We start from the raw sequence: 19,133 nt of genomic DNA, 5'->3' as shown, positions 1-19,133 counted from the left end.
CAAGCCCGATGCAGACAAGCCCTCGCCAAAGGCGGGGGCTTTCTTGTTTGTCCCGACGCTTGCCGCTAATCCGGGCGCATGGGCCTGACCATCGCCACCCTCACCCTCTCGCATTTCCGCAGCCACCGTGCCGCGCGGATGGCGCTGGACGGGCGGCCCGTGGCCATTTCCGGCCCCAATGGCGCGGGCAAGACCAACATCATCGAGGCCGTCTCCCTGCTGTCCCCCGGTCGCGGCCTGCGCCGGGCCAGCGCGGATGAACTGGCCCGCAGGCCCGATGCCATCGGTTGGAAGATCCGCGCCGAAACCGCCGCCCCCCTGCACGAGCTGGAAACCTTCGCCGAAGGCGCCGACTCCCGTCAGGTCAGGATCGACGGCAAGCCCGCCCCGCAGGCGGCGCTGGGCCGCATCCTGCGCATCCTCTGGCTTGTCCCCGCCATGGACAGGCTCTGGATCGAATCCGCCGAAGGCCGCCGCCGCTTCCTCGACCGCATGACCCTGTCCTTCGCGCCCGACCATGCCGATGCGGTGCTGGCCTATGAAAAGGCCATGCGCGACCGGAACCGCCTGCTCAAGGACATGGTCAGCGATGCGCATTGGTATGTCGCGCTGGAATCGCAGATGGCCGATGCAGCCACCCGCATCACCGCCAACCGCCACCACGCCCTCTCCCGCATCGCTGCCGCGCAACAGGGCGCGGAAACCGCCTTTCCCGCCGCCGAACTGGCGCTGATCGGCCCCGAAGGCGAAGACATCCCCGAAGACCTCGCCCCCGCGCTTGCCGCGAACCGCCGCCGCGACATGGCCGCAGGCCGCACGCTTCTTGGCCCGCACCGCGCCGATCTCGCCGCCCGCTACGCCACAAAGGGCGTGCCCGCCGATCAATGCTCCACCGGCGAACAGAAGGCGCTGCTGATCTCCCTCATCCTCGCCAATGCCCGTGCGCTGGCCGCCGATCTCGGCACGCCCCCCATCCTCCTGCTCGACGAAGTCGCCGCCCATCTCGATCAGCACCGCCGCGCCGCGCTTTATGACGAGATCTGCGCCCTTGGCGCGCAGGCCCTGATGACAGGCACCGAACCCGGCCTGTTTGACAGTCTGGGAAACAGGGCGCAAAGCTTCGCCGTCGTCGAAGAGGGCGGCATGTCAAAGGTCAGCGAAACATGACACCCCAGCGCATCACCCTCATCACCCTCGGCGCGCGCGACCTGCCCGCCGCCCGCGCCTTCTATGCCCGCCTCGGCTGGCAGGAACACGGCGAAAGCCAGCCGGGCGTGGCCTTCTACCAACTCCACGGCATGGCCCTTGCCCTCTTCGGCCTGTCCGACCTCGCCAAGGACCAGGGCCGCCCCGATGCCCCCCTCGGCACCGGCGCCGTCACCCTGGCCCAGAACTTCGCGACCGAGGCAGAGGTGGACACCGCCTTCGCTGCGGCAATCGCCGCGGGCGCCACCGCCCTCAAACCCCCGGAAAAGGTCTTCTGGGGCGGCTATTCCGGCTATTGGGCCGACCTTGATGGCCATGTCTGGGAAGTCGCGATGAATCCCTTCTGGCCACTCGCACCCGACGGCTCCCTCACCCTTCTGGATCCGAAATGACTGTCACCGCCTACCAGCTCCTCCTCTATGCAGGCGGCATGGCCGCACTCTGGGCCGTTCCCGGCCCCGTCTGGGTGGCGCTCACCGCCCGCGCCCTGTCAGGCGGCATGGCGGGCGCATGGCCGCTTGCCGTTGGCGTTGCCTTGGGCGATCTGGTCTGGCCGCTCATGGCGATCCTCGGCCTGTCCTGGGTTCACAGCGTCTATGGCGATTACCTGACGGTCCTTCGCTGGGTCGCCTCGGTCATCTTTATCTTCATGGGCGTCATGCTCATCCGCAAACCGGCCGCCACCTTGAACGCCGATAGCCGCCTCACGAAACCCGGCCTCTGGGCGGGCTTTTCCGTCGGCGTCGCCGCCGTCATCGGCAACCCCAAGGCGATCCTCTTCTACATGGGCGCGCTGCCGGGCTTCTTCGATCTCGGCTCTCTCACGACCCCCGACATCATCGCCATCATCTGCATCTCGGCCTTCGTCCCGATGCTCGGCAACCTCGGCCTCGCCTGGTTCCTCGACCGCGCGCGCCGCCTCCTCTCCAGCCCCGCCGCCGTCCGTCGGCTGAACATCGGTTCAGGCGTCCTCCTCATCCTTGTCGGCCTCGTCATCCCCTTCACCTGACCGCAATATCTTGTGTCCAAGGCGTGACATTCCCCACCCGCCCCGCTATAAATCGCGGGCAATTCAAGGGATGCCCGACCTATGGCCGAAGCCGCGAAGAAACCCGCCGAATACGGCGCCGATTCCATCAAGGTTCTCAAGGGGTTGGAGGCAGTTCGCAAACGCCCCGGCATGTATATCGGCGACACCGACGATGGGTCGGGCCTGCACCACATGGTCTATGAGGTCGTGGACAACGGCATTGACGAGGCATTGGCAGGTCACGCCACCGCCGTCACCGTGAAGATCCACGCCGATTCCAGCGTTTCCGTCCGCGACAACGGCCGCGGCATCCCCGTCGACATCCACCCCGAAGAGGGCGTTTCCGCCGCCGAAGTCATCATGACCCAGCTGCATGCGGGCGGCAAATTCAACAACACCGATGACAGCGGCAACGCCTACAAGGTGTCGGGCGGCCTGCATGGCGTGGGCGTCTCGGTCGTCAACGCCCTGTCGGAATGGCTGGAACTGACGGTCTGGCGCAACGACACGGAATATCGCGCCCGCTTCGAACATGGCGAATGCGTCACCCACGTCTATCCGGTCGGCCCCGCCCCCGGCCAGCGCGGGACAGAGGTCCGCTTCCTCGCCTCGGCCAAGACCAACACGCCGGACGGCACCTTCTCCAACCTTGAATACAGCTTCAAGACGCTGGAAACCCGCCTGCGGGAACTGGCCTTCCTCAATTCCGGGGTCCGCATCATCATCGAAGACGAACGCCCTGCCGAACCGCTGCATACCGAGCTGTTCTACGAAGGCGGCGTCAAGGAATTCGTCAAATACCTCGATCGCTCAAAGACTTCCGTCATGGCCGAACCCATCTACATGCTGGGCGAAAAGAACGGCATCGGCGTGGAAATCGCCATGTGGTGGAACGACACCTACCACGAAACCGTCCTTCCCTTCACCAACAACATCCCCCAGCGCGACGGCGGCACCCACCTCGCGGGCTTCCGCGGCGCGCTGACCCGCACGATCAACGCCTATGCGCAGTCGTCGGGGATCGCGAAAAAGGAAAAGGTCGATTTCACCGGCGATGACGCCCGCGAAGGGCTGACCTGCGTGCTGTCGGTCAAGGTCCCCGATCCGAAATTCTCCAGCCAGACCAAGGACAAGCTGGTATCCTCCGAAGTCCGCCCCGCGGTGGAAAACCTGGTGAACGAAAAGCTGGCCGAATGGTTCGAAGAAAACCCCGGCCCCGCCAAGATCATCGTCGGCAAGATCATCGAAGCAGCACTCGCCCGCGAAGCCGCGCGCAAGGCGCGCGAACTCACCCGCCGGAAAACCGCGCTGGATGTGGCCTCGCTGCCCGGCAAACTGGCCGATTGTCAGGAACGCGATCCCGCCAAGTCCGAGCTTTTCCTTGTGGAAGGGGACTCGGCAGGTGGCTCCGCCAAACAGGGCCGCTCGCGCGCGAACCAGGCTGTCCTTCCCCTGCGCGGCAAGATCCTGAACGTCGAACGCGCCCGCTTTGACAGGATGCTGTCCAGCCAGGAAATCGGCACGCTCATCACCGCCATGGGCACCGGCATCGGGCGCGATGAATTCGACATCAAGAAACTGCGCTACCACAAGATCGTCATCATGACCGATGCCGATGTCGACGGCGCGCATATCCGCACGCTGCTTCTCACCTTCTTCTTCCGCCAGATGCCGGAACTGATCGAAGGCGGCTATCTCTACATCGCTCAACCCCCGCTCTACAAAGTCTCGCGCGGGAAATCCGAGGTCTATCTCAAGGATCAGGCCGCGCTTGAGGATTACCTCGTCGAAATGGGCATCGAAGGGGCCGTCCTGCGCCTGAACGACGGTCAGGAAATCGCCGGGGCCGACCTCGCCCGCGTCATCGAAGGGGCGCGCAGCTTCCGCCGCGTGCTGGATGCCTTCCCGACGCATTACCCCAAGAACATCCTCGAACAGGCCGCCATCGCAGGCGCCTTCGACCCCGGCCGCGCCGATGCCGATCTTCAGGCCGTGGCCGATCAGGTCGCGCGCCGGCTCGACCTCGTCGCCGCCGAATACGAAAAGGGCTGGACGGGCCGCATCACCCAGGACCATGGCATCCGCCTGTCCCGCGTCCTGCGCGGGGTCGAGGAACTCCGCACCCTCGACGGCGCGGTCCTCCGCTCGGGCGAGGCGCGCAAACTCTCCTCCGTCGCCGCCAACCAGCGCGAATACTACCGCGACCCCGCGCGCCTTGTCCGCAAGGACCGCGAACAGATGGTCTACGGCCCCACCGACCTGCTCAAATCCATCCTTGCCGAAGGCGAAAAGGGCCTCTCCCTGCAACGCTACAAGGGTCTGGGCGAGATGAACCCCGAACAGCTCTGGGAAACCACGCTCGATCCCGACGCGCGGACGCTGTTGCAGGTCAAGGTCGACGATCTGGCCGAAGCCGACGACATCTTCACCAAGCTGATGGGCGATGTGGTGGAACCCCGCCGCGAATTCATCCAGCAGAACGCGCTGAACGTCGAAAACCTGGATTTCTGATTGACACAATATGTAGCGTTTTCAGCTGAAATTCCAGAACCGGAACGGCAGAGTAGCGGAACGCGCTACATGTTGTGTATATCTTGCGAATCGGATCGAATTGTATGAAAATGGATAGGGCGCAGAGTTGCAGCTCTGCGCCCTATCGTAACCATCGTTGCCCGATGGTCGTGTGAGTACACACCGTGGATGTTGCATGCACGGATTCGCGCGTCAAGTCGGGTAACTCCACAACGGAGTCTACCGAATGCGGAACACCAAAAGTAACCGGCAGCCGAGCAACAAACTCAGCTATGAAGATGCGATCAATATTCACCTGCGGCATCGGGCAGGCGAATTCCAGAATCGCATTGCAGCGTCGTTTGACGTCAATCCCGGACGCGTAAACGAGGTCATCAAAGGCAAGCGTTTCCCGGAAGCACTCTCCGATCCGCGTCTCGCTTAGCAGTTTTCTTCGAGCGAAATGCTTAACTGTTCACCAACATCCGGGCGGCACGGTCAAAGGCCGTGTCGATCCGGGCCCGCGCTGGCCCGTGGATCCCCACATCATCCAGCGCGCGGCTCATGCAGCCCAGCCAATCCTCCGCGTCCCGCAACCGGATCGGTACATGGGCATGCAATTCGCGCAGGTTCATATGCCCGTGGCGTTCCGCATAATACCGCCGCCCGCCAAAGAACCCGCAGAGGAAATCGAACTGCTCCACCCGCACATGCGCCAGCCCATGCCCCTGGAAATGCAGATCCAGGATCCGCGCCCCTTCGGGTGCCGTCTCGATGATGTCGTAAAACCGCTCCACCAGCGCACGCACGACCGGCTCTCCGCCGATCTCTTCCACCACGGTCGTCATGGGGGCCTCCATCGCTGCCCCCATCAGACGCCGCCGCAACCGCCGCCGCAATGCGACACCCGCCCACAGCCCCCACATTTCCGACCTTGGGAAAACTGGCGATCCCGGCAGGACTTGAACCTGCAACCTTCCCCTTAGGAGGGGGACGCTCTATCCGTTGAGCTACGGGACCAACCGCCGCCTTGATGCGCGAAAACGCGAAGGCGCGCAACCATGCGGGATGTCAGGAAAGGAAAAAGGGGGAAGTGAATTTTGGCCCACCACTTCCCCCTCATGTCCGTTGCGTCTGGGTTGAGAGCTTGCAGGACGCGCAGGATATATGTCAGCCTATGGCTGTTAGCGGTAACATAACCCATGATCGCCCCTTGGACAAGGGGGTAGTTTAGGGCTAACAATGGCCCGAGACATGCAGTTCAGGATCATTCCCTGTGACCAAACCCCCCGTGATCGACCCTCGCCGCACCCTCACGCTTCGCGACGTCTCCGAAGCCTCGGGCGTAAGCGAGATGACGGTCAGTCGCGTGCTGCGCAATCGCGGCGATGTCTCCGACTCCACCCGCGAACGCGTGCTGGAGGCTGCGCGCACCCTGGGCTACGTGCCGAACAAGATCGCGGGCGCCCTCGCCTCGCAGCGCGTCAACCTCGTCGGCGTCATCATCCCCTCCCTCTCCAACATGGTCTTCCCCGAGGTGCTGACAGGCATTTCCGACATGCTGGAAGATACCGGCCTGCAACCCGTCGTCGGCGTCACCAACTATTCCCCCGAACGCGAAGAGGCGGTGATCTACGAAATGCTGTCATGGCGCCCCTCGGGCATGATCGTCGCAGGGCTGGAACATACCGAAGCCTCCCGCGCCATGCTGGCCCAGGCGGGCATCCCGATTGTCGAGATCATGGATATCGACGGCGAGGCCGTCGACAGCGCGGTCGGCATCTCTCACCGCCGCGCAGGCCGCCAGATGGCCGAGGCGATCATCGCCGCGGGCTACCGCCGCATCGCCTTCTGCGGCACGATGATGCCCTATGACCACCGCGCCCGCAAACGGCTCGAGGGCTTCGAAGAAGCGCTCGCCAAGGCCGGGCTCACTTTGGCCGACCGCGAATTCTATTCCGGCGGCTCCGCCCTGCTGAAGGGCCGCGAAATGACCGAGGCCGTCCTGAAACGCACGCCCGATGTCGATTTCCTCTATTATTCAAACGACATGATCGGGGCAGGGGGCCTGCTCTGGTGCCTGGAAAAGGGCATCGACGTGCCGGGCAAGATCGGCCTTGCGGGTTTCAACGGTGTCGAACTGCTGGATGGCCTGCCCCGTCGTCTGGCCACCATGGATGCCTGCCGCCTCGAAATCGGCCGCCGCGCGGCGGAAATCATCGCAGGCAAGCATGACGGCGTCATCGGGGGCGAGGTGATCGAACTCACCCCCACCCTGCAACCGGGCGACACGATCCGCCGCTAGGCCACCAACCGGCCGCCGGCAAATCCGGTAACACGCGCCGTCACGATCTGCCCTTCCGGCTGATCCGCGCCGAAATCGACTTCGGTGAACTGCTCCGTCCGCCCCATGCGCGGCCCTTCCATCAGCACGCGATGGGCAACCCCCACCTGCGCCGCCAGATGCACAGCCAGCGCGGCATCCCCCACCGCCCGCAGCCGCGCCGCGCGCTCCTTGATCTCTGGCCCCCGGACCTGAGGCATCCGCGCCGCAGGTGTCCCCTTGCGGGGCGAAAACGGAAAGACATGCAGGAAGGTCAGCCCGCAGTCCCGCACCAGATCGACAGACCGCGCGAACATCTCCTCCGTCTCGGTCGGGAAGCCCGCGATGATATCCGCGCCGAACACCATGTCGGGCCGCAACCGCCGCGCCTCTTCGCAGAAGCGGATCGCATCATCCCGCAGATGCCGCCGCTTCATCCGTTTCAGGATCAGGTCATCCCCCGCCTGCAAGCTCAGATGCAGATGCGGCATCAGGCGTGGCTCGGTGGCAATCGCCCCCATCAGCGCCTCATCCGCCTCGATGCTGTCGATCGACGAAATCCGCAGCCGCGGCAGATCCGGCACCAGACGCAGGATCCGCATCACCAGATCGCCCAGCCGGGGCTGCGCGGGCAAGTCGGCGCCCCAGGATGTCAGGTCCACCCCGGTCAGCACCACCTCGTTGAACCCGCGATCCACCAGCCGCTTGATCTGCTCCACCACCACGCCCGCAGGAACCGACCGCGAATTCCCCCGCCCATAGGGGATGATGCAGAAGGTGCAGCGATGATCGCACCCGTTCTGCACCTGCACATAGGCCCGATGCCGCCCGAACCCGTCGATCAGATGCCCCGCCGTCTCCCGCACCGACATGATGTCATCGACCTGCACCTTCTCGGTCACCCCGATCAGGTCAGCTCCGGGGATGGGCGCGCGCAAGCCCGCCCAGGTCTCCGCCTGCATCTTCTCGTGATTGCCGATCACCCGCGCCACTTCGGGCATCGCCGCAAAGGTCTCCGGCTCCGTCTGCGCCGCGCAGCCCGTCACGATGATCGTGGCCCCCGGATTCTCCCGGCTCAGCCGCCGGATTTCCTGCTTGGCCTTCCGCACGGCTTCCGCCGTCACCGCGCAGGTGTTCACGATCACCGCATTCTCCACCCCCGCAGCAGTGGAAAGCTCCTTCATCGCTTCCGTCTCGTATGCATTCAGACGGCAGCCCAGCGTGGCAAAAACCGGCGCACTCATCCCGCTGCCGCCAGAAAATCCGCCGTCAGCACCGCATCGAACACATGCGCCACCGGCCCCGTCATCCAGACCCCATCCGCGCGCCAGTCCAGCTCCAGCCGCCCGCCATCCACGTCGATCACCACCCGCCGCCCCGTCAGGCCCCGCAGATGCGCCGCCACCGCCGTCGCACAGGCGCCAGACCCGCAGGCCAGCGTGATGCCCGCCCCCCGCTCCCAGACCCGCATCCGCAGGTGATCCGGCCCCGTCAGCGACACGAATTCCACATTCGTCCGCGCCGGAAACAGCGGATCATGCTCCACCCGCGCGCCCCATCCCGCCACATCCACCGCCTCGGCATCCGGCACGAAGAACACCGCATGCGGGTTCCCCATCCCCACCGCCACCGGATCGCCGTCCATCGGCAGATGCTCCACATCCACCTCGCGCGCCAAGGGCACCTCGCGCCAGTCCAGCTGCGGCGGCCCCATGTTCACCGATACCAGCCCGTCACCCCGCCGCACCGCCGACAACCCGCCGCGCGCCGTCACCAGCGTCACCGCCTCGCGCCCCAGCTGCCGCATCATGTAATCCGCAACGCAGCGCGTCGCATTCCCGCAGGCCCCGGCCCGGCTGCCATCGCTGTTCCAGAAATCCAGCGCGAAATCCGCACCCTCGGCATCCCGGATCTCGGCCAGCTGGTCAAAGCCCACCCCCCGATTCCGGTCCCCCAGCGCCCGCGCCAGCCCCGGCGTCGTCACACCAGCCGCCGCCGCCCCGCGCCCGCGCGAGTCGATCACCACGAAGTCATTGCCAAGCCCATGCATTTTCATGAAGGGCAGGCCATCAGGGGCGCGCGTTTCCATCATGTCCGCCCATATACGCCCGCCCCCCCGAATTATCCAGAGCCGCGCATTTTTTGCCCTTGACCCCCCCGCGCGCGGCCACTAATCACCCCCCTCGTGGGGCCGGTAGCTCAGTTGGTAGAGCAGCTGACTTTTAATCAGCGGGTCACAGGTTCGAATCCTGTCCGGCTCACCACTTTCCAGATCAGCGCGAATGCCTGGGCTTCCCTGCCAGATCGGCAAGGATGATGGAAAGCCACAATGCCCCGTAATCCGCATTCATGTGATTGAATTCGCTGTCCGGATGCATCGCGCCCGGCGCCATCCCGATCACTCCGGCCAGCGTGGTTGACCCTTCACTCCATCGCCGGTCCGTTGTCCATTCGGATGACAAGGTCTCTTCAGGCTGCCGCAGGATCTGAAGGCCATTCAGGCCCAACGCTGACTGCACATCCCGCAGGCAATCTTCCTGGCGCATGAGACGGCCTTCCGTCTCGTCGGGGGTCGGCTGCCTTGCCGGAAGCGGGTTCGGCAGCATCAGGATGGGGGCCTCGCTAACCATGCGGATCATCCCGGCGACACGGCAGGCAAGGCATCTCGACAGCTCCGAGGTGACTGCGCGATAGACCTGCGCGCTTAGCCGCCGGTCCATCTTCGGCGGTCGCAATCCCAGGCCGACGATCAGGAACAGGTCATGGGCCTCTGGTCGAATCTCGGTCTGCCCCCCGCTCGAAAGCGTCACGAACTCTGCCAGCAACGGCTCCGTCGCGACCATCCTCCCTTCGAAAAGCTTCAGGCCATCCATATTGTCCCCGGGTGCCGCGAAAAACTGCACCGCCACGCCGGGATGATCCGCGGCGATCCGGTCCCACCCTTCCTTGATGGCACCGGCATGGCTGTTGCCGATCACGCAGATCCGCATGGCTCAGCCCCCCGCCTTCGTGCCAAAGGCCGCCAGCAGCGCCTCTTCACAGGCGACATCGCCCTTCGCCTTTCCCGGCTTTTTCCCCGTCGCCACCGGCAGCGGATATTTCGCCATCAGGCAGGCAAAGAACATGTCCATCACATGCGCCACGCCCGCCGGATTCACCCCGCGCTGGTTCGGTTCAAAGAAACTGCCGCGATAGGGCGTCGAACTGATGATCTCGTAAGACGGGAAATAATCCACGAAAGGCAGCGCCCGGCTCACGCTGCCCGCCACCGCCCGCAGCACCGCTTTCGATTCCGTCGTCGCCAGCAGCACATGATTGCCCGACATCGTCGCCGTCAACGGCACCGGCGACACCGTCAGCAGCACCGAAAGCCGGGGATTGGCCTGCCGCATCCGCCGGATCGCCTCCACCAGCTTTCGCCGGATGAAGACATAATCCTGATTGCGGAATTCATGCCGATCCGCGTCGAACTCCCCCGCCGCCGTGCCGGGGCACATCGGGTATTCATGGCCCTCCTCGCGGTTGAACCAGCTTTCCGTCAGGCCCAGCGTAAAGACGAAGACCCGCGCCTCGGTGATGCATTTCCGGAACGCCTCGATCGCCATCTCGCGCCCGGCCAGCATCTCCTGGGCCGAGGCGAATCCCCCCGGCTCGATCACCGGGCGGAACGGATCGTAGAACCGCCCGTCCTTCTCCCACACCTCCTCGGGCGGGGCGCTGTCGCCCAGCGCCCAACCCACCCATTGCGCCAGCAGCGAGGCCGTATAGATATTGCCCGTCCGCGCCGAAAAGACGCCAAAGCCGAAGGTCTTCGCCACATCCGCCGGCAATCCGGTTGGCGCGGGCTCGGCATCCATCCAGTTGAAACCCCGCCCTTTCAGCGCCCGCCCGATATGCTGCGCGAAACAGGAACCGAAGGTCGCCACCGGCGCGCGTGGCCCGATGCGGAATTTCGGCTCCCACAACCGCTCGATGTCGAACATGTTCTTCTGCGCCACGGCAGGCGACCAGAAATATCGCTCGTCCAGCGATTGATAGGGGTTCATCGAAAACTCCAACTCGTTACAGACAGGGCAGGCGGGCCATCACCCCCGCCGCACCACGCAAGGGTGAATAGGGCATGACAAGGCCCCCCCTTGCAACCCCCGCCGCGCCCGCGCGTCAGGTCGTCGCCACCACCGCATCCGGCACGATCCCCGACCGCGCGATATATCCCCGCACGTCCCGCCCCGCGAACAGGCCGTGATCGGCCACCAGCACCGCGCCCATCCCCGCCGCGCGGCCACCCAGCACATCGGTATGCAGCGTATCCCCCACCATGGCCAGCCGCTCCGGCGGCAGCCCCGTCCGCGCGCAGGCATCGTGGAACCCGTCGGCAAAGGGCTTGCCATACCAATGCGCCACGCCCCCCACATGATCCAGCACCGCATGGGCAAACAACCCCGGCTCCTGCGACAGCCCATCTTCGCGCGGGGCCACCAGATCGGGATTGGCCACCACGATGGGAATGGGCCGCCGCGCCATGGCCTCCATCAGCCGCGCCTGAAGGGCAGGGGTCCACCGCGCCGAAGACAGGAACAGCACCCCATCCGCCACATCGAACAGCGCAGGCTCCGCCACCGCATCCCCCACGCGCCCCGGAATGTCGGAAAACCCGTCCCCCTCTGCCGCGATCGCCGCCCAATGCGCGCCGGGCATCAGCATACCGATCCGGCTGACGGCGACATCCCGGCTCGACACCACCTCATCCTCGGTGAAATCAAAGCCCAGCCGCCGATACTTCACCAAGGCCTCCGCCCGCGTGTAACTCGCCGCATTGGTCAAGACGCACAGCTTCTTGCCCCGCGCCCGCAATTCCGCCATCCGCGCCACCGCGCCCGCAATCGGCGTCTCGCCCACGTTCAGCACGCCAAAGGCATCCAGAACGAACCCGTCCCAGCGATCCGCCACCTCGGAAAGATCCCGCGCAAACACAGGCTCCGCCGGAAACCGCGCCGCAGGCAGCCGCGCCCGCACCGCCTCATAGCGCAGGAACGCCGCTTCCGCGTCCCGCAATTCCTCAGACACTGGAATAGCCCCCTTCGATCATCATCAAGGCCCCGTTCACCAGCCCCGACGCAGGCGAGGCCAGATACAGCGCCATATCCGCCACCTCCACCGTTTCCCCGAACCGCCGCGCGGGCGTGGCCGCGCGCATCGGCCCGCCCTTCTCCTCCGGCCCCCAGACCGCCTTTCCCATCGGCGTCAGGATCACCGTGGGGCAGATCGCGTTCACCTGCACATTATGCCGCGCCCATTCCGCGCAAAGCGACTTGGTCAGCGCATTCAGCGCCCCTTTTGACGTCGCATAGGCCGCATGGTCATCCAGCGCGATCACCCCCGTCTGCGAGGATATGTTGATCACCTTCCCCCAGCGCTGCGCGATCATCGCAGGCCCCAAGGCCTGCGCCAGCAGGAACGGCGCGCGCACATTCACCGCCATCGTCTCATCCCAATCCGCCAGCGACAGCTCCACCGCCGGTGCAATCCGCGCAATCGCCGCGTTGTTCACCAGAATGTCGATGGTCCCCCAGGCCTCCAGCGCCTCGCGCGCGGCCCGCACAGGCCCTTCCGCCGTCGCCATCTCCGCCTCGATCACCAGACAGCGCCGCCCCCGCGCCTCAACCTCGCGCTTCACCTCCAGCAACCCGTCCGCATCCCGCGCCACGGCCACGATATCCGCGCCCGCATCGGCAAAGACGCGGGCAATCTCGAACCCGATCCCCTTGCTTGCCCCGGTGACCAGCGCCTTGCGCCCCGCCAGCGAAAACCGCCCCTCCCATTCCGCCACGGCATTCACTCCAGATTGGTATGCCGCGCGCGCATCGCATCGGGGGAAACCCCCAGCCGGTCGCGCAGCATCAGGATCAGCATTTCGAACACCAGATACTGCGCGCCCTCGAACAGCGATCCCATGGGCAGCACGCTCGCCACCGCAGGCCCCGTATCATCTGCCATCGTCTGCGCCGGGATCACCAGCACCCGGTCAGACCCCGCAGGCACCGCCGCCCCCGGCTGCGCCGTGACACAGGCCACCCGCGCCCCGGCCCCCTTGGCCACGCCCATCAACCCCAGCACCGTGGAAAAATTCCCCGGCCCCGCGCTCACCACCAGCACATCCCCGGCTCCGACCGGAGGGCAGGACATATCCCCCACCACATGCGCATCCATCCCCATGTGATAAAGCCGCATCGCCAAGGCCCGCATCATCAGCCCCTCACGGCCCACGCCGTAACAGACCACGCGCCGCGCGCCCGCCAATTCCTCCACCATCCCCGCCAGCGCGGCAGGGTCCACCCCCGCCGCCGCAACCCGCAACTCCTCTGCCGCGCGCGAAACCTGATCCGCATACCTCATGCGCGCCCCTCCTTCCGCGCGGGCAGGGGCAAACTCGCCTCCACCGCCGCCTCCAGCATCCCGCATTCGTCCAGCAGGTCCAGCACCGTATAGCGGCTCCGCAGGAACCGCGCGTTCAGCGTGGTCCGACGCAGGTAATCGCGCCCCACCCCGATCTCCTCTGCCTCGGCAGGCGCCCCCGCGCGGTGCAGCATCCCCACCATCGCCTCGGGCGCCAGAACCTGCGCCCGCAACCGCTCCGCCAAGACGGGCCAGCCATCCCGCACCCGCTCCAGCCGCGCCCGCAACGCGGCCCCTTCCACATGCTTGGCCCGCACTTCCTCCACCGCCCGCGCGGCAATCTCGCCGGGGCCAAAGGCCGCATGCACCGCCGCGATCTTCACGCCCAGCGACGGTGCCGCCGCCACCGCCGCCGCCACGTCCAGCCGCGCCAGATCCTGCCCCAGCAGCCAGTCGAACAGCCGCAGCGCCATCACGCAGCCCACCGCCACGCAGGCCCCATGGCTCACCCGCTCGCCGCCGAACTTCAGGTCATCCATCTCCCACAGATGCGCGATCTGGTGATCCGCGCCCGAGGCAGGCCGCGAAGACCCGTGCAACTCCATCGCCAGCCCCACCAGCGTCAGCCCGGTAAACAGCCCCTCCAGCGCCTGCGCCTCCCCCGCTGCAATCGCATCCGCCGCCCCAAGCCAGCCGCGCAATCCGCCCTGCACCAGGGGCCAGGCCACATCATCCACCGCCTCGATCCCCAGCGCATCCGCGATGATCCAGTCGCCCCCGGCAGGCACCTTCCCCGCAAGGTCGCCATAACCCCAGCCCGTCATCTCTGCAGGTGCCGCCGCGATCACGTCCAGATCGCCGATCACCGCCCTGGCAGGGCGGCACTGGATCGTCTTCTTGAACCCCCGGTCCGACAGGGGCGACCCGGCCGAGGTATAGCCGTCCATGCTCGCCGCCGTGCCCACGCAGAGATAGTCTCTATCAAGGCCAAAAGCCGCGTGTTTCACCACATCGTTGATCACGCCCGATCCCACCGCCACCGGCACCGACCCGTCCTTCGCCAGCACATCCCGCAGGCTGTTGGCCAGATCGACGGTCGGCTTCAGCCGGGGCCGCCCGGGCAGCACATGCCGCCGCACTTTCACCCCCGCCGCCTGCAGCGCCGCCTCGACCGCCGCTCCCGCCGCCTTCCAGGTATTCTCATCCGCGATGATACAGGCCAGATCGCCCCTGAACTGCCGCCGGAACAGGTTGCCCGCCTCCGCCAGCACCCCGCGCCCCACCAGAACCTCTGCCACCGTGGCCGACCGGGCCACCGCCCCCGCGATCAGATCCGCCGTCATGCCGTCACACCCCCCGAAGACAGCGTCACCCCATCCGCGCCAAACAGATGCAACCGATTCGCGGGCATCGACAGCCCGACCGTATCGCCATGGTCCAGCGCCGTATCCCCATCCGCGCGCACCACCACCTGGCCCGCCGCCGTCCGAACATACAGATAGGCATCCCCCCCCAGCGTCTCGCGCAGCACCACCGTGCCGCCCATCTCGCCCGCGCCCGCCGCCACCAGCCCCACATGTTCGGGCCGTATTCCCAGCCGCACCGCGCCCGGCACGGGTGCGGCTGTCCCGATCACCGCCTCCCCGCAGGTGATGCGACCACCCACGGAACGGATGTCGAGGAAATTCATGCTCGGCGCGCCGATGAAGCCCGCCACGAACTCCGTCCGCGGCCGGTGATACAGCTCCATCGGGCTGCCCACCTGCTCGATCCGGCCCGCATTCAGCACCACGATCTTGTCGGCCATCGTCATGGCCTCCACCTGGTCATGCGTCACATAGATCATCGTGGCCTTCAGCTCCGAATGCAGCGCCTCAAGCTCCACCCGCATCTGCACCCGCAGCTTGGCATCCAGGTTCGACAAAGGCTCGTCGAACAGGAACACCTTCGGCTGCTTCACGATCGCCCGCCCGATCGCCACCCGCTGCCGCTGCCCGCCCGACAATTGCGAAGGCTTGCGGTCCATATAGGGCTCCAGCTGCAAGACCCGCGCCGCCTCGGCGATTCGCCGTTCCCGGTCTGCCGGGGTGAAGTTGTTGATCTTCATCCCGAAATCCATGTTCTCGCGCACCGTCATATGCGGATACAGCGCATAAGACTGGAACACCATCGCCACATCCCGCTCCGATGGGGCAAGGCCGGAAACATCCCGCCCGCCAATCGAAATCGTCCCCCCGCTGATCGATTCCAGCCCCGCGATGGATCGCAGCAGCGTGGATTTCCCGCATCCCGAAGGCCCCACGAAAACCGCGAATTCCCCATCGGCAATGTCCAGGCTCACGCCATGCAGTGCCTGTTGGCCGCCATAGAACTTGTTCACCCCGACCAGCTTCACCTCGGCCATCCGCCGACCCTCCCCTTCCGCGACCTGCGCATTTTCCCGTTGACAGGATGCGCTTGCGATACATTTATATGCTAAGCGTTACAAATGGAAGTCAACCGTTCAAAACGCTCAACCGCTGGGAGGAAACCATGAAACTCAAGATGCACGTCAGTGCGCTGGCGCTTGCCGCGTCCGCATTCGCCATCGGTGGCCAGGCACAGGCCTGGACGCTGGAAGAAGCCGCCAAACCCTATGCCGGAACCGAACTCGAGGTGCTGTTCCTTGATCGCCCCGGCTACAACGCCGCGATCCAGATGCTCCCGGATTTCGAGGCAGCGACGGGGATCAAGGTCAACTACACCGTCGTTCCCTATGAAAACGCGCTGGGCGAACAAGTCCGCGATTTTGCCGCTGGCGGCGATCTCGACATCGCGCTGATCGACCTCGTCTGGATGGGCAACTTCGCCGAAAACGGCTGGGTCGTGCCGTCGGAAACCTTCATCAACAATCCCGAACTGGCCGATCCCGAACTCGACATGGCGGATTTCTTCCCGCTGGTCCTCGATGCCTTCGGGTCGTGGAATGGCGTGAACTACGGCCTGCCCTTCGACAACTATTCCGGCCTTCTCTTCTACAACCGCTGCATGCTGGAGGCCGCGGGCTTCGACAAACCCCCGGCCACCTGGCAAGAGGTGATGGATACCTACGGCCCCGCGCTCACCAAGGATGGCAAATACGCCTATGCCCTGCAGTCCAAGCGCAACGAAACCCAGTCGGCCGACAGTTTCGCCCGCTTCCTCTGGCCCTTCGGCGGATCCTTCCTGAACGCGGAATTCAAGTCGAACCTCAACTCGCCCGAATCGCAGGCGGGGCTGCAATTCCGTCAGGATCTGATGAAGTTCATGCCCGAAGGCATCGTCGCCTATGACCATGCCGAAACCGTCAACGCCTTCGCCCAGGGCGATGTGGCGATGATCACCGAATGGTCGGCCTTCTATTCCACCGTGGTTTCGCCCGAAACCTCGACCGTGGCCGATTGCGTGGAAATCGCGCCCGAACCGACCGGCCCCGCAGGCCGCAAACCCGCGCTGGGCGGCTTCTCCCTTGCAGTCGCAAGCCAGGCGGATGAGGCAGAGCAGGCCGCAGGCTGGCTCTTCATCCAGTGGGTGACGTCCAAGGCCAATGCGGGCAAGTATCTTGAAATGGGCGGCGTCCCGGCCCGTCAGTCGGCCTATGCCGATCCGGCATTGGCCGAAAAGTTCAAGTTCATCCCCGCCCTGGTCGAATCCTGGCAGGAAGGCGTGCCGGAATTCCGTCCGCGCTTCGCCGAATGGCCCGCCATCACGGAAATCGTGCAGGAATGGGGCACCAAGATGATGCTGGGCGAAGTCAGCATCGAAGAGGGCGCAAAGACCATCGGCGAACAGATGGAAGCCGTCCTCGCCGAAGCCGGATACTATGACGGCAAGAAGCCGCTGGCCCAGTAATCCGGCCTGCTGACAGTCTCTTACGTTCGAACCAAAGCCCCCGGCCCGCCATGGGCCGGGGATTTCCACCCGGAAGGACCGCCCGAATGACAGCCCAAGTGCCACGAAAGACGGTCATCGCCTTTCTCGGCCCCGCCGTCGCCGCCCTGCTGATCGTGGGGATTGCACCGCTGCTCTATGCGGTCTGGAAAAGCCTGCATTACTTCAACCTCACAAAGCAGGCCCAGTCGCGTTTCGTCGGGCTCGACAATTACATCAACGTCCTGACCGATATCACCTTCTGGCAGGCCATGGGCCGCACCGCGACGCTGTTCCTGATCTCCGTCCCGATCCAGCTTGCCCTCGGCCTGCTGATCGCCATCGTCCTGCACCGCCCCGGGCTCACCTTCTTCAAGACGCTGACCCGCCTCTCGCTCGTCCTGCCCATGGCCACCACCTATGCCGTGGTGGGCCTTCTGGCGCAGGTCATGCTCAACCAGAAATACGGCGTGGTGAACCAGATGCTGGGCTGGTTCGGCGTCGACGCGATCAACTTCATCGGCGACCCCACCAACGCCTTCATCGCCGTCATCATCTGGGACATCTGGCAATGGACGCCCTTCGTGGCCCTCGTCCTGCTGGCGGGCCTCTCCACCGTGCCCCCGGAAATCGAGGAAGCCGCGCAGCTTGAAACCAAATCCCAATGGCTCGTCCTGCGCTATGTGCAGCTTCCCTTCCTGATCCCCTCGCTCGTCGCCGTGCTGATCCTGCGCACCGCCGACACGCTGAAACTCTTCGACATGCCCTTCACCATGACACGCGGCGGACCGGGCGCCGCCACCGAATTCATCGCCGTCCTGATCGAACGCGTGGGCAACCGGCAATTCGACATCGGCCTCGCCTCGGCCCAGGCGATCATCATGCTGGCGATCACCATCTTCCTCGCCCGCCTCTACATCCGCTTCTTCTACCGCGAGGTGAACTGATGGCCGCCCCGATCCAACGCCGCGCCTATCTTGCCGAAGGGCTGCTGCTCGTCGCCATCTGCGCCTTCTGCATCTTCCCCTTCTACTGGATGGTCACCACCAGCCTGAAGACACAGGTCATCGCCCTGCAATCCCCGCCCGCCTGGATATTCACCCCCACATTGGCGAATTACTGGGAGGTGCTTTTCGAAGACAAGGTCGGCATCTCCCTCATCAACTCCATCATCGTGGCCACCTGCACCACCACCCTCGCCGTCATCCTCGGCACCCCCGCCGCCTATGCGCTGGCCCGCTTCGAATTCCGCGGCAAGCAGGACCTGTGGTTCTGGTTCATCACCAACCGCTTCGTCTCGCCCGTCGTCCTCGCCTTCCCCGTCTTCCTGCTCAGCCGCGAACTGGGCCTGCGCGACACCCATCTCGCGCTGATCCTGATGTATCTGACCTTCACCCTCCCCATCGTCATCTGGATCTGCACCGATCAATTCCGCTCCATCCCCCGCGAACTGGATGAGGCCGCGCTTCTCGAAGGCGCCTCGCAATGGCGCATCTTCCGCTCCATCTGCCTTCCCCTCGCCATGCCGGGCGTCGCCGTCTCCTCCATCCTCTCCTTCATCTTCTCCTGGAACGAACTTCTCTTCGCCTACATCCTCGCCCCCAAGGCCGCGAAAACCGCGCCCGCCATGGCCGTCACCTTCATGGAAGGCTATGACGTGCCCTACGGAAAGATCATGGCCACCTCGACCCTGATCGTCATCCCGGTGTTGATCTTCGCGCTCATCGCGTCGAAACATCTGGTGCGCGGCCTGACGATGGGCGCGGTGAAGTGATAGGA

The 19,133-nt window shown here is 65.3% G+C and carries 19 protein-coding genes and 2 tRNA genes; 10 read left to right on the top strand and 11 right to left on the bottom strand.

All coding sequences use genetic code 11. The annotated features are described in order from the left end of the window. Nucleotides 1–78: 78 nt before the first annotated feature. The 5 genes from recF to G5V65_RS01815 all read left to right on the top strand — a co-directional run bounded on the left by recF (nucleotide 79) and on the right by G5V65_RS01815 (nucleotide 5,192). A complete protein-coding gene (gene recF / locus G5V65_RS01835) occupies nucleotides 79–1,167 on the top strand; it encodes a DNA replication/repair protein RecF (RefSeq protein WP_165046706.1) in 1,089 nt (362 codons plus the stop codon). Further along, nucleotides 1,164–1,598, top strand: a complete 435-nt coding sequence (locus G5V65_RS01830; protein ID WP_165046705.1) for a VOC family protein — start codon at nucleotides 1,164–1,166, stop codon at nucleotides 1,596–1,598. Before recF ends, G5V65_RS01830 begins: the two co-directional genes overlap by 4 nt. Continuing rightward, nucleotides 1,595–2,215: a LysE family translocator gene (locus G5V65_RS01825; protein ID WP_165046704.1), complete on the top strand. Its 621-nt coding sequence runs from the start codon at nucleotides 1,595–1,597 to the stop codon at nucleotides 2,213–2,215. Before G5V65_RS01830 ends, G5V65_RS01825 begins: the two co-directional genes overlap by 4 nt. Nucleotides 2,216–2,296: 81 nt before the next feature. Then, the gene (gene gyrB / locus G5V65_RS01820; RefSeq protein ID WP_165046703.1) at nucleotides 2,297–4,747 is read left to right on the top strand and encodes a DNA topoisomerase (ATP-hydrolyzing) subunit B; all 2,451 of its coding nucleotides are present in this window, start codon (nucleotides 2,297–2,299) and stop codon (nucleotides 4,745–4,747) included. Between the two features lie 247 nt (nucleotides 4,748–4,994). Beyond that, nucleotides 4,995–5,192 (top strand): hypothetical protein, encoded by a 198-nt coding sequence (locus G5V65_RS01815; RefSeq protein ID WP_165046702.1) that lies wholly within the window; start codon nucleotides 4,995–4,997, stop codon nucleotides 5,190–5,192. 22 nt (nucleotides 5,193–5,214) lie between these two features. On the opposite strand, the gene G5V65_RS01810 is transcribed toward G5V65_RS01815, so the two are convergent. Further along, nucleotides 5,215–5,595: a group II truncated hemoglobin gene (locus G5V65_RS01810; RefSeq protein WP_165046701.1), complete on the bottom strand. Its 381-nt coding sequence runs from the start codon at nucleotides 5,593–5,595 to the stop codon at nucleotides 5,215–5,217. A gap of 96 nt (nucleotides 5,596–5,691) precedes the next feature. Further along, nucleotides 5,692–5,767 (bottom strand) — tRNA-Arg (locus G5V65_RS01805). 256 nt (nucleotides 5,768–6,023) lie between these two features. Between G5V65_RS01805 and G5V65_RS01800 the strand changes: the two genes are divergently transcribed. Then, nucleotides 6,024–7,052, top strand: coding sequence for a substrate-binding domain-containing protein (locus G5V65_RS01800; protein WP_165046700.1), 1,029 nt, complete (start codon nucleotides 6,024–6,026; stop codon nucleotides 7,050–7,052). Here G5V65_RS01800 and mtaB read toward each other — a convergent pair. Continuing rightward, complete coding sequence (gene mtaB / locus G5V65_RS01795) at nucleotides 7,049–8,314, bottom strand: tRNA (N(6)-L-threonylcarbamoyladenosine(37)-C(2))-methylthiotransferase MtaB (protein WP_165046699.1); 1,266 nt, start codon at nucleotides 8,312–8,314, stop codon at nucleotides 7,049–7,051. The genes G5V65_RS01800 and mtaB overlap by 4 nt on opposite strands. Beyond that, the gene (gene dapF, locus G5V65_RS01790) at nucleotides 8,311–9,162 is read right to left on the bottom strand and encodes a diaminopimelate epimerase (protein ID WP_165046698.1); all 852 of its coding nucleotides are present in this window, start codon (nucleotides 9,160–9,162) and stop codon (nucleotides 8,311–8,313) included. The genes mtaB and dapF overlap by 4 nt, the downstream gene beginning before the upstream one ends. Before the next feature lie 96 nt (nucleotides 9,163–9,258). On the opposite strand from dapF, the gene G5V65_RS01785 reads away from it, so the two are divergent. Next, a tRNA-Lys gene (locus G5V65_RS01785) sits at nucleotides 9,259–9,334 on the top strand. 9 nt (nucleotides 9,335–9,343) lie between these two features. On the opposite strand, the gene G5V65_RS01780 is transcribed toward G5V65_RS01785, so the two are convergent. From G5V65_RS01780 to G5V65_RS01750, 7 genes are all read right to left on the bottom strand, one after another. Beyond that, on the bottom strand, nucleotides 9,344–10,060 hold the full coding sequence (locus G5V65_RS01780) for a hypothetical protein (protein ID WP_165046697.1): 717 nt from the start codon (nucleotides 10,058–10,060) through the stop codon (nucleotides 9,344–9,346). Nucleotides 10,061–10,063: 3 nt separating this feature from the next. Then, nucleotides 10,064–11,116 carry a GSCFA domain-containing protein gene (locus tag G5V65_RS01775; protein ID WP_165046696.1) on the bottom strand — a complete coding sequence of 351 codons (1,053 nt, stop codon included), beginning with the start codon at nucleotides 11,114–11,116 and terminating at the stop codon, nucleotides 10,064–10,066. 115 nt (nucleotides 11,117–11,231) lie between these two features. Then, nucleotides 11,232–12,137 carry an HAD-IIA family hydrolase gene (locus G5V65_RS01770; RefSeq protein ID WP_343162806.1) on the bottom strand — a complete coding sequence of 302 codons (906 nt, stop codon included), beginning with the start codon at nucleotides 12,135–12,137 and terminating at the stop codon, nucleotides 11,232–11,234. Then, nucleotides 12,130–12,900 (bottom strand): SDR family oxidoreductase, encoded by a 771-nt coding sequence (locus tag G5V65_RS01765; protein WP_165046695.1) that lies wholly within the window; start codon nucleotides 12,898–12,900, stop codon nucleotides 12,130–12,132. Before G5V65_RS01765 ends, G5V65_RS01770 begins: the two co-directional genes overlap by 8 nt. A gap of 5 nt (nucleotides 12,901–12,905) precedes the next feature. Further along, on the bottom strand, nucleotides 12,906–13,466 hold the full coding sequence (locus G5V65_RS01760; RefSeq protein WP_165046694.1) for an SIS domain-containing protein: 561 nt from the start codon (nucleotides 13,464–13,466) through the stop codon (nucleotides 12,906–12,908). Further along, nucleotides 13,463–14,809 (bottom strand): sn-glycerol-1-phosphate dehydrogenase, encoded by a 1,347-nt coding sequence (locus G5V65_RS22600; protein WP_165046693.1) that lies wholly within the window; start codon nucleotides 14,807–14,809, stop codon nucleotides 13,463–13,465. Before G5V65_RS22600 ends, G5V65_RS01760 begins: the two co-directional genes overlap by 4 nt. Then, nucleotides 14,806–15,870, bottom strand: coding sequence for an ABC transporter ATP-binding protein (locus G5V65_RS01750; RefSeq protein WP_165046692.1), 1,065 nt, complete (start codon nucleotides 15,868–15,870; stop codon nucleotides 14,806–14,808). The genes G5V65_RS22600 and G5V65_RS01750 overlap by 4 nt, the downstream gene beginning before the upstream one ends. 128 nt (nucleotides 15,871–15,998) lie before the next feature. Here G5V65_RS01750 and G5V65_RS01745 point away from each other — a divergent pair, with 128 nt between their 5' ends. From G5V65_RS01745 to G5V65_RS01735, 3 genes are all read left to right on the top strand, one after another. Beyond that, entirely contained in the window at nucleotides 15,999–17,336 is a 1,338-nt protein-coding gene (locus tag G5V65_RS01745; RefSeq protein ID WP_165046691.1) for an ABC transporter substrate-binding protein, read from the top strand. An 86-nt stretch (nucleotides 17,337–17,422) separates the two neighbouring features. Further along, nucleotides 17,423–18,301, top strand: a complete 879-nt coding sequence (locus G5V65_RS01740; protein WP_165046690.1) for a carbohydrate ABC transporter permease — start codon at nucleotides 17,423–17,425, stop codon at nucleotides 18,299–18,301. Next, nucleotides 18,301–19,128: a carbohydrate ABC transporter permease gene (locus tag G5V65_RS01735; protein ID WP_165046689.1), complete on the top strand. Its 828-nt coding sequence runs from the start codon at nucleotides 18,301–18,303 to the stop codon at nucleotides 19,126–19,128. The genes G5V65_RS01740 and G5V65_RS01735 overlap by 1 nt, the downstream gene beginning before the upstream one ends. Nucleotides 19,129–19,133: the final 5 nt, after the last annotated feature.

Origin of the sequence: Paragemmobacter kunshanensis (assembly GCF_011059185.1) — a bacterium.
Lineage (GTDB): Bacteria > Pseudomonadota > Alphaproteobacteria > Rhodobacterales > Rhodobacteraceae > Paragemmobacter > Paragemmobacter kunshanensis.
This window is presented reverse-complemented; position numbering and strand designations above follow the sequence as displayed.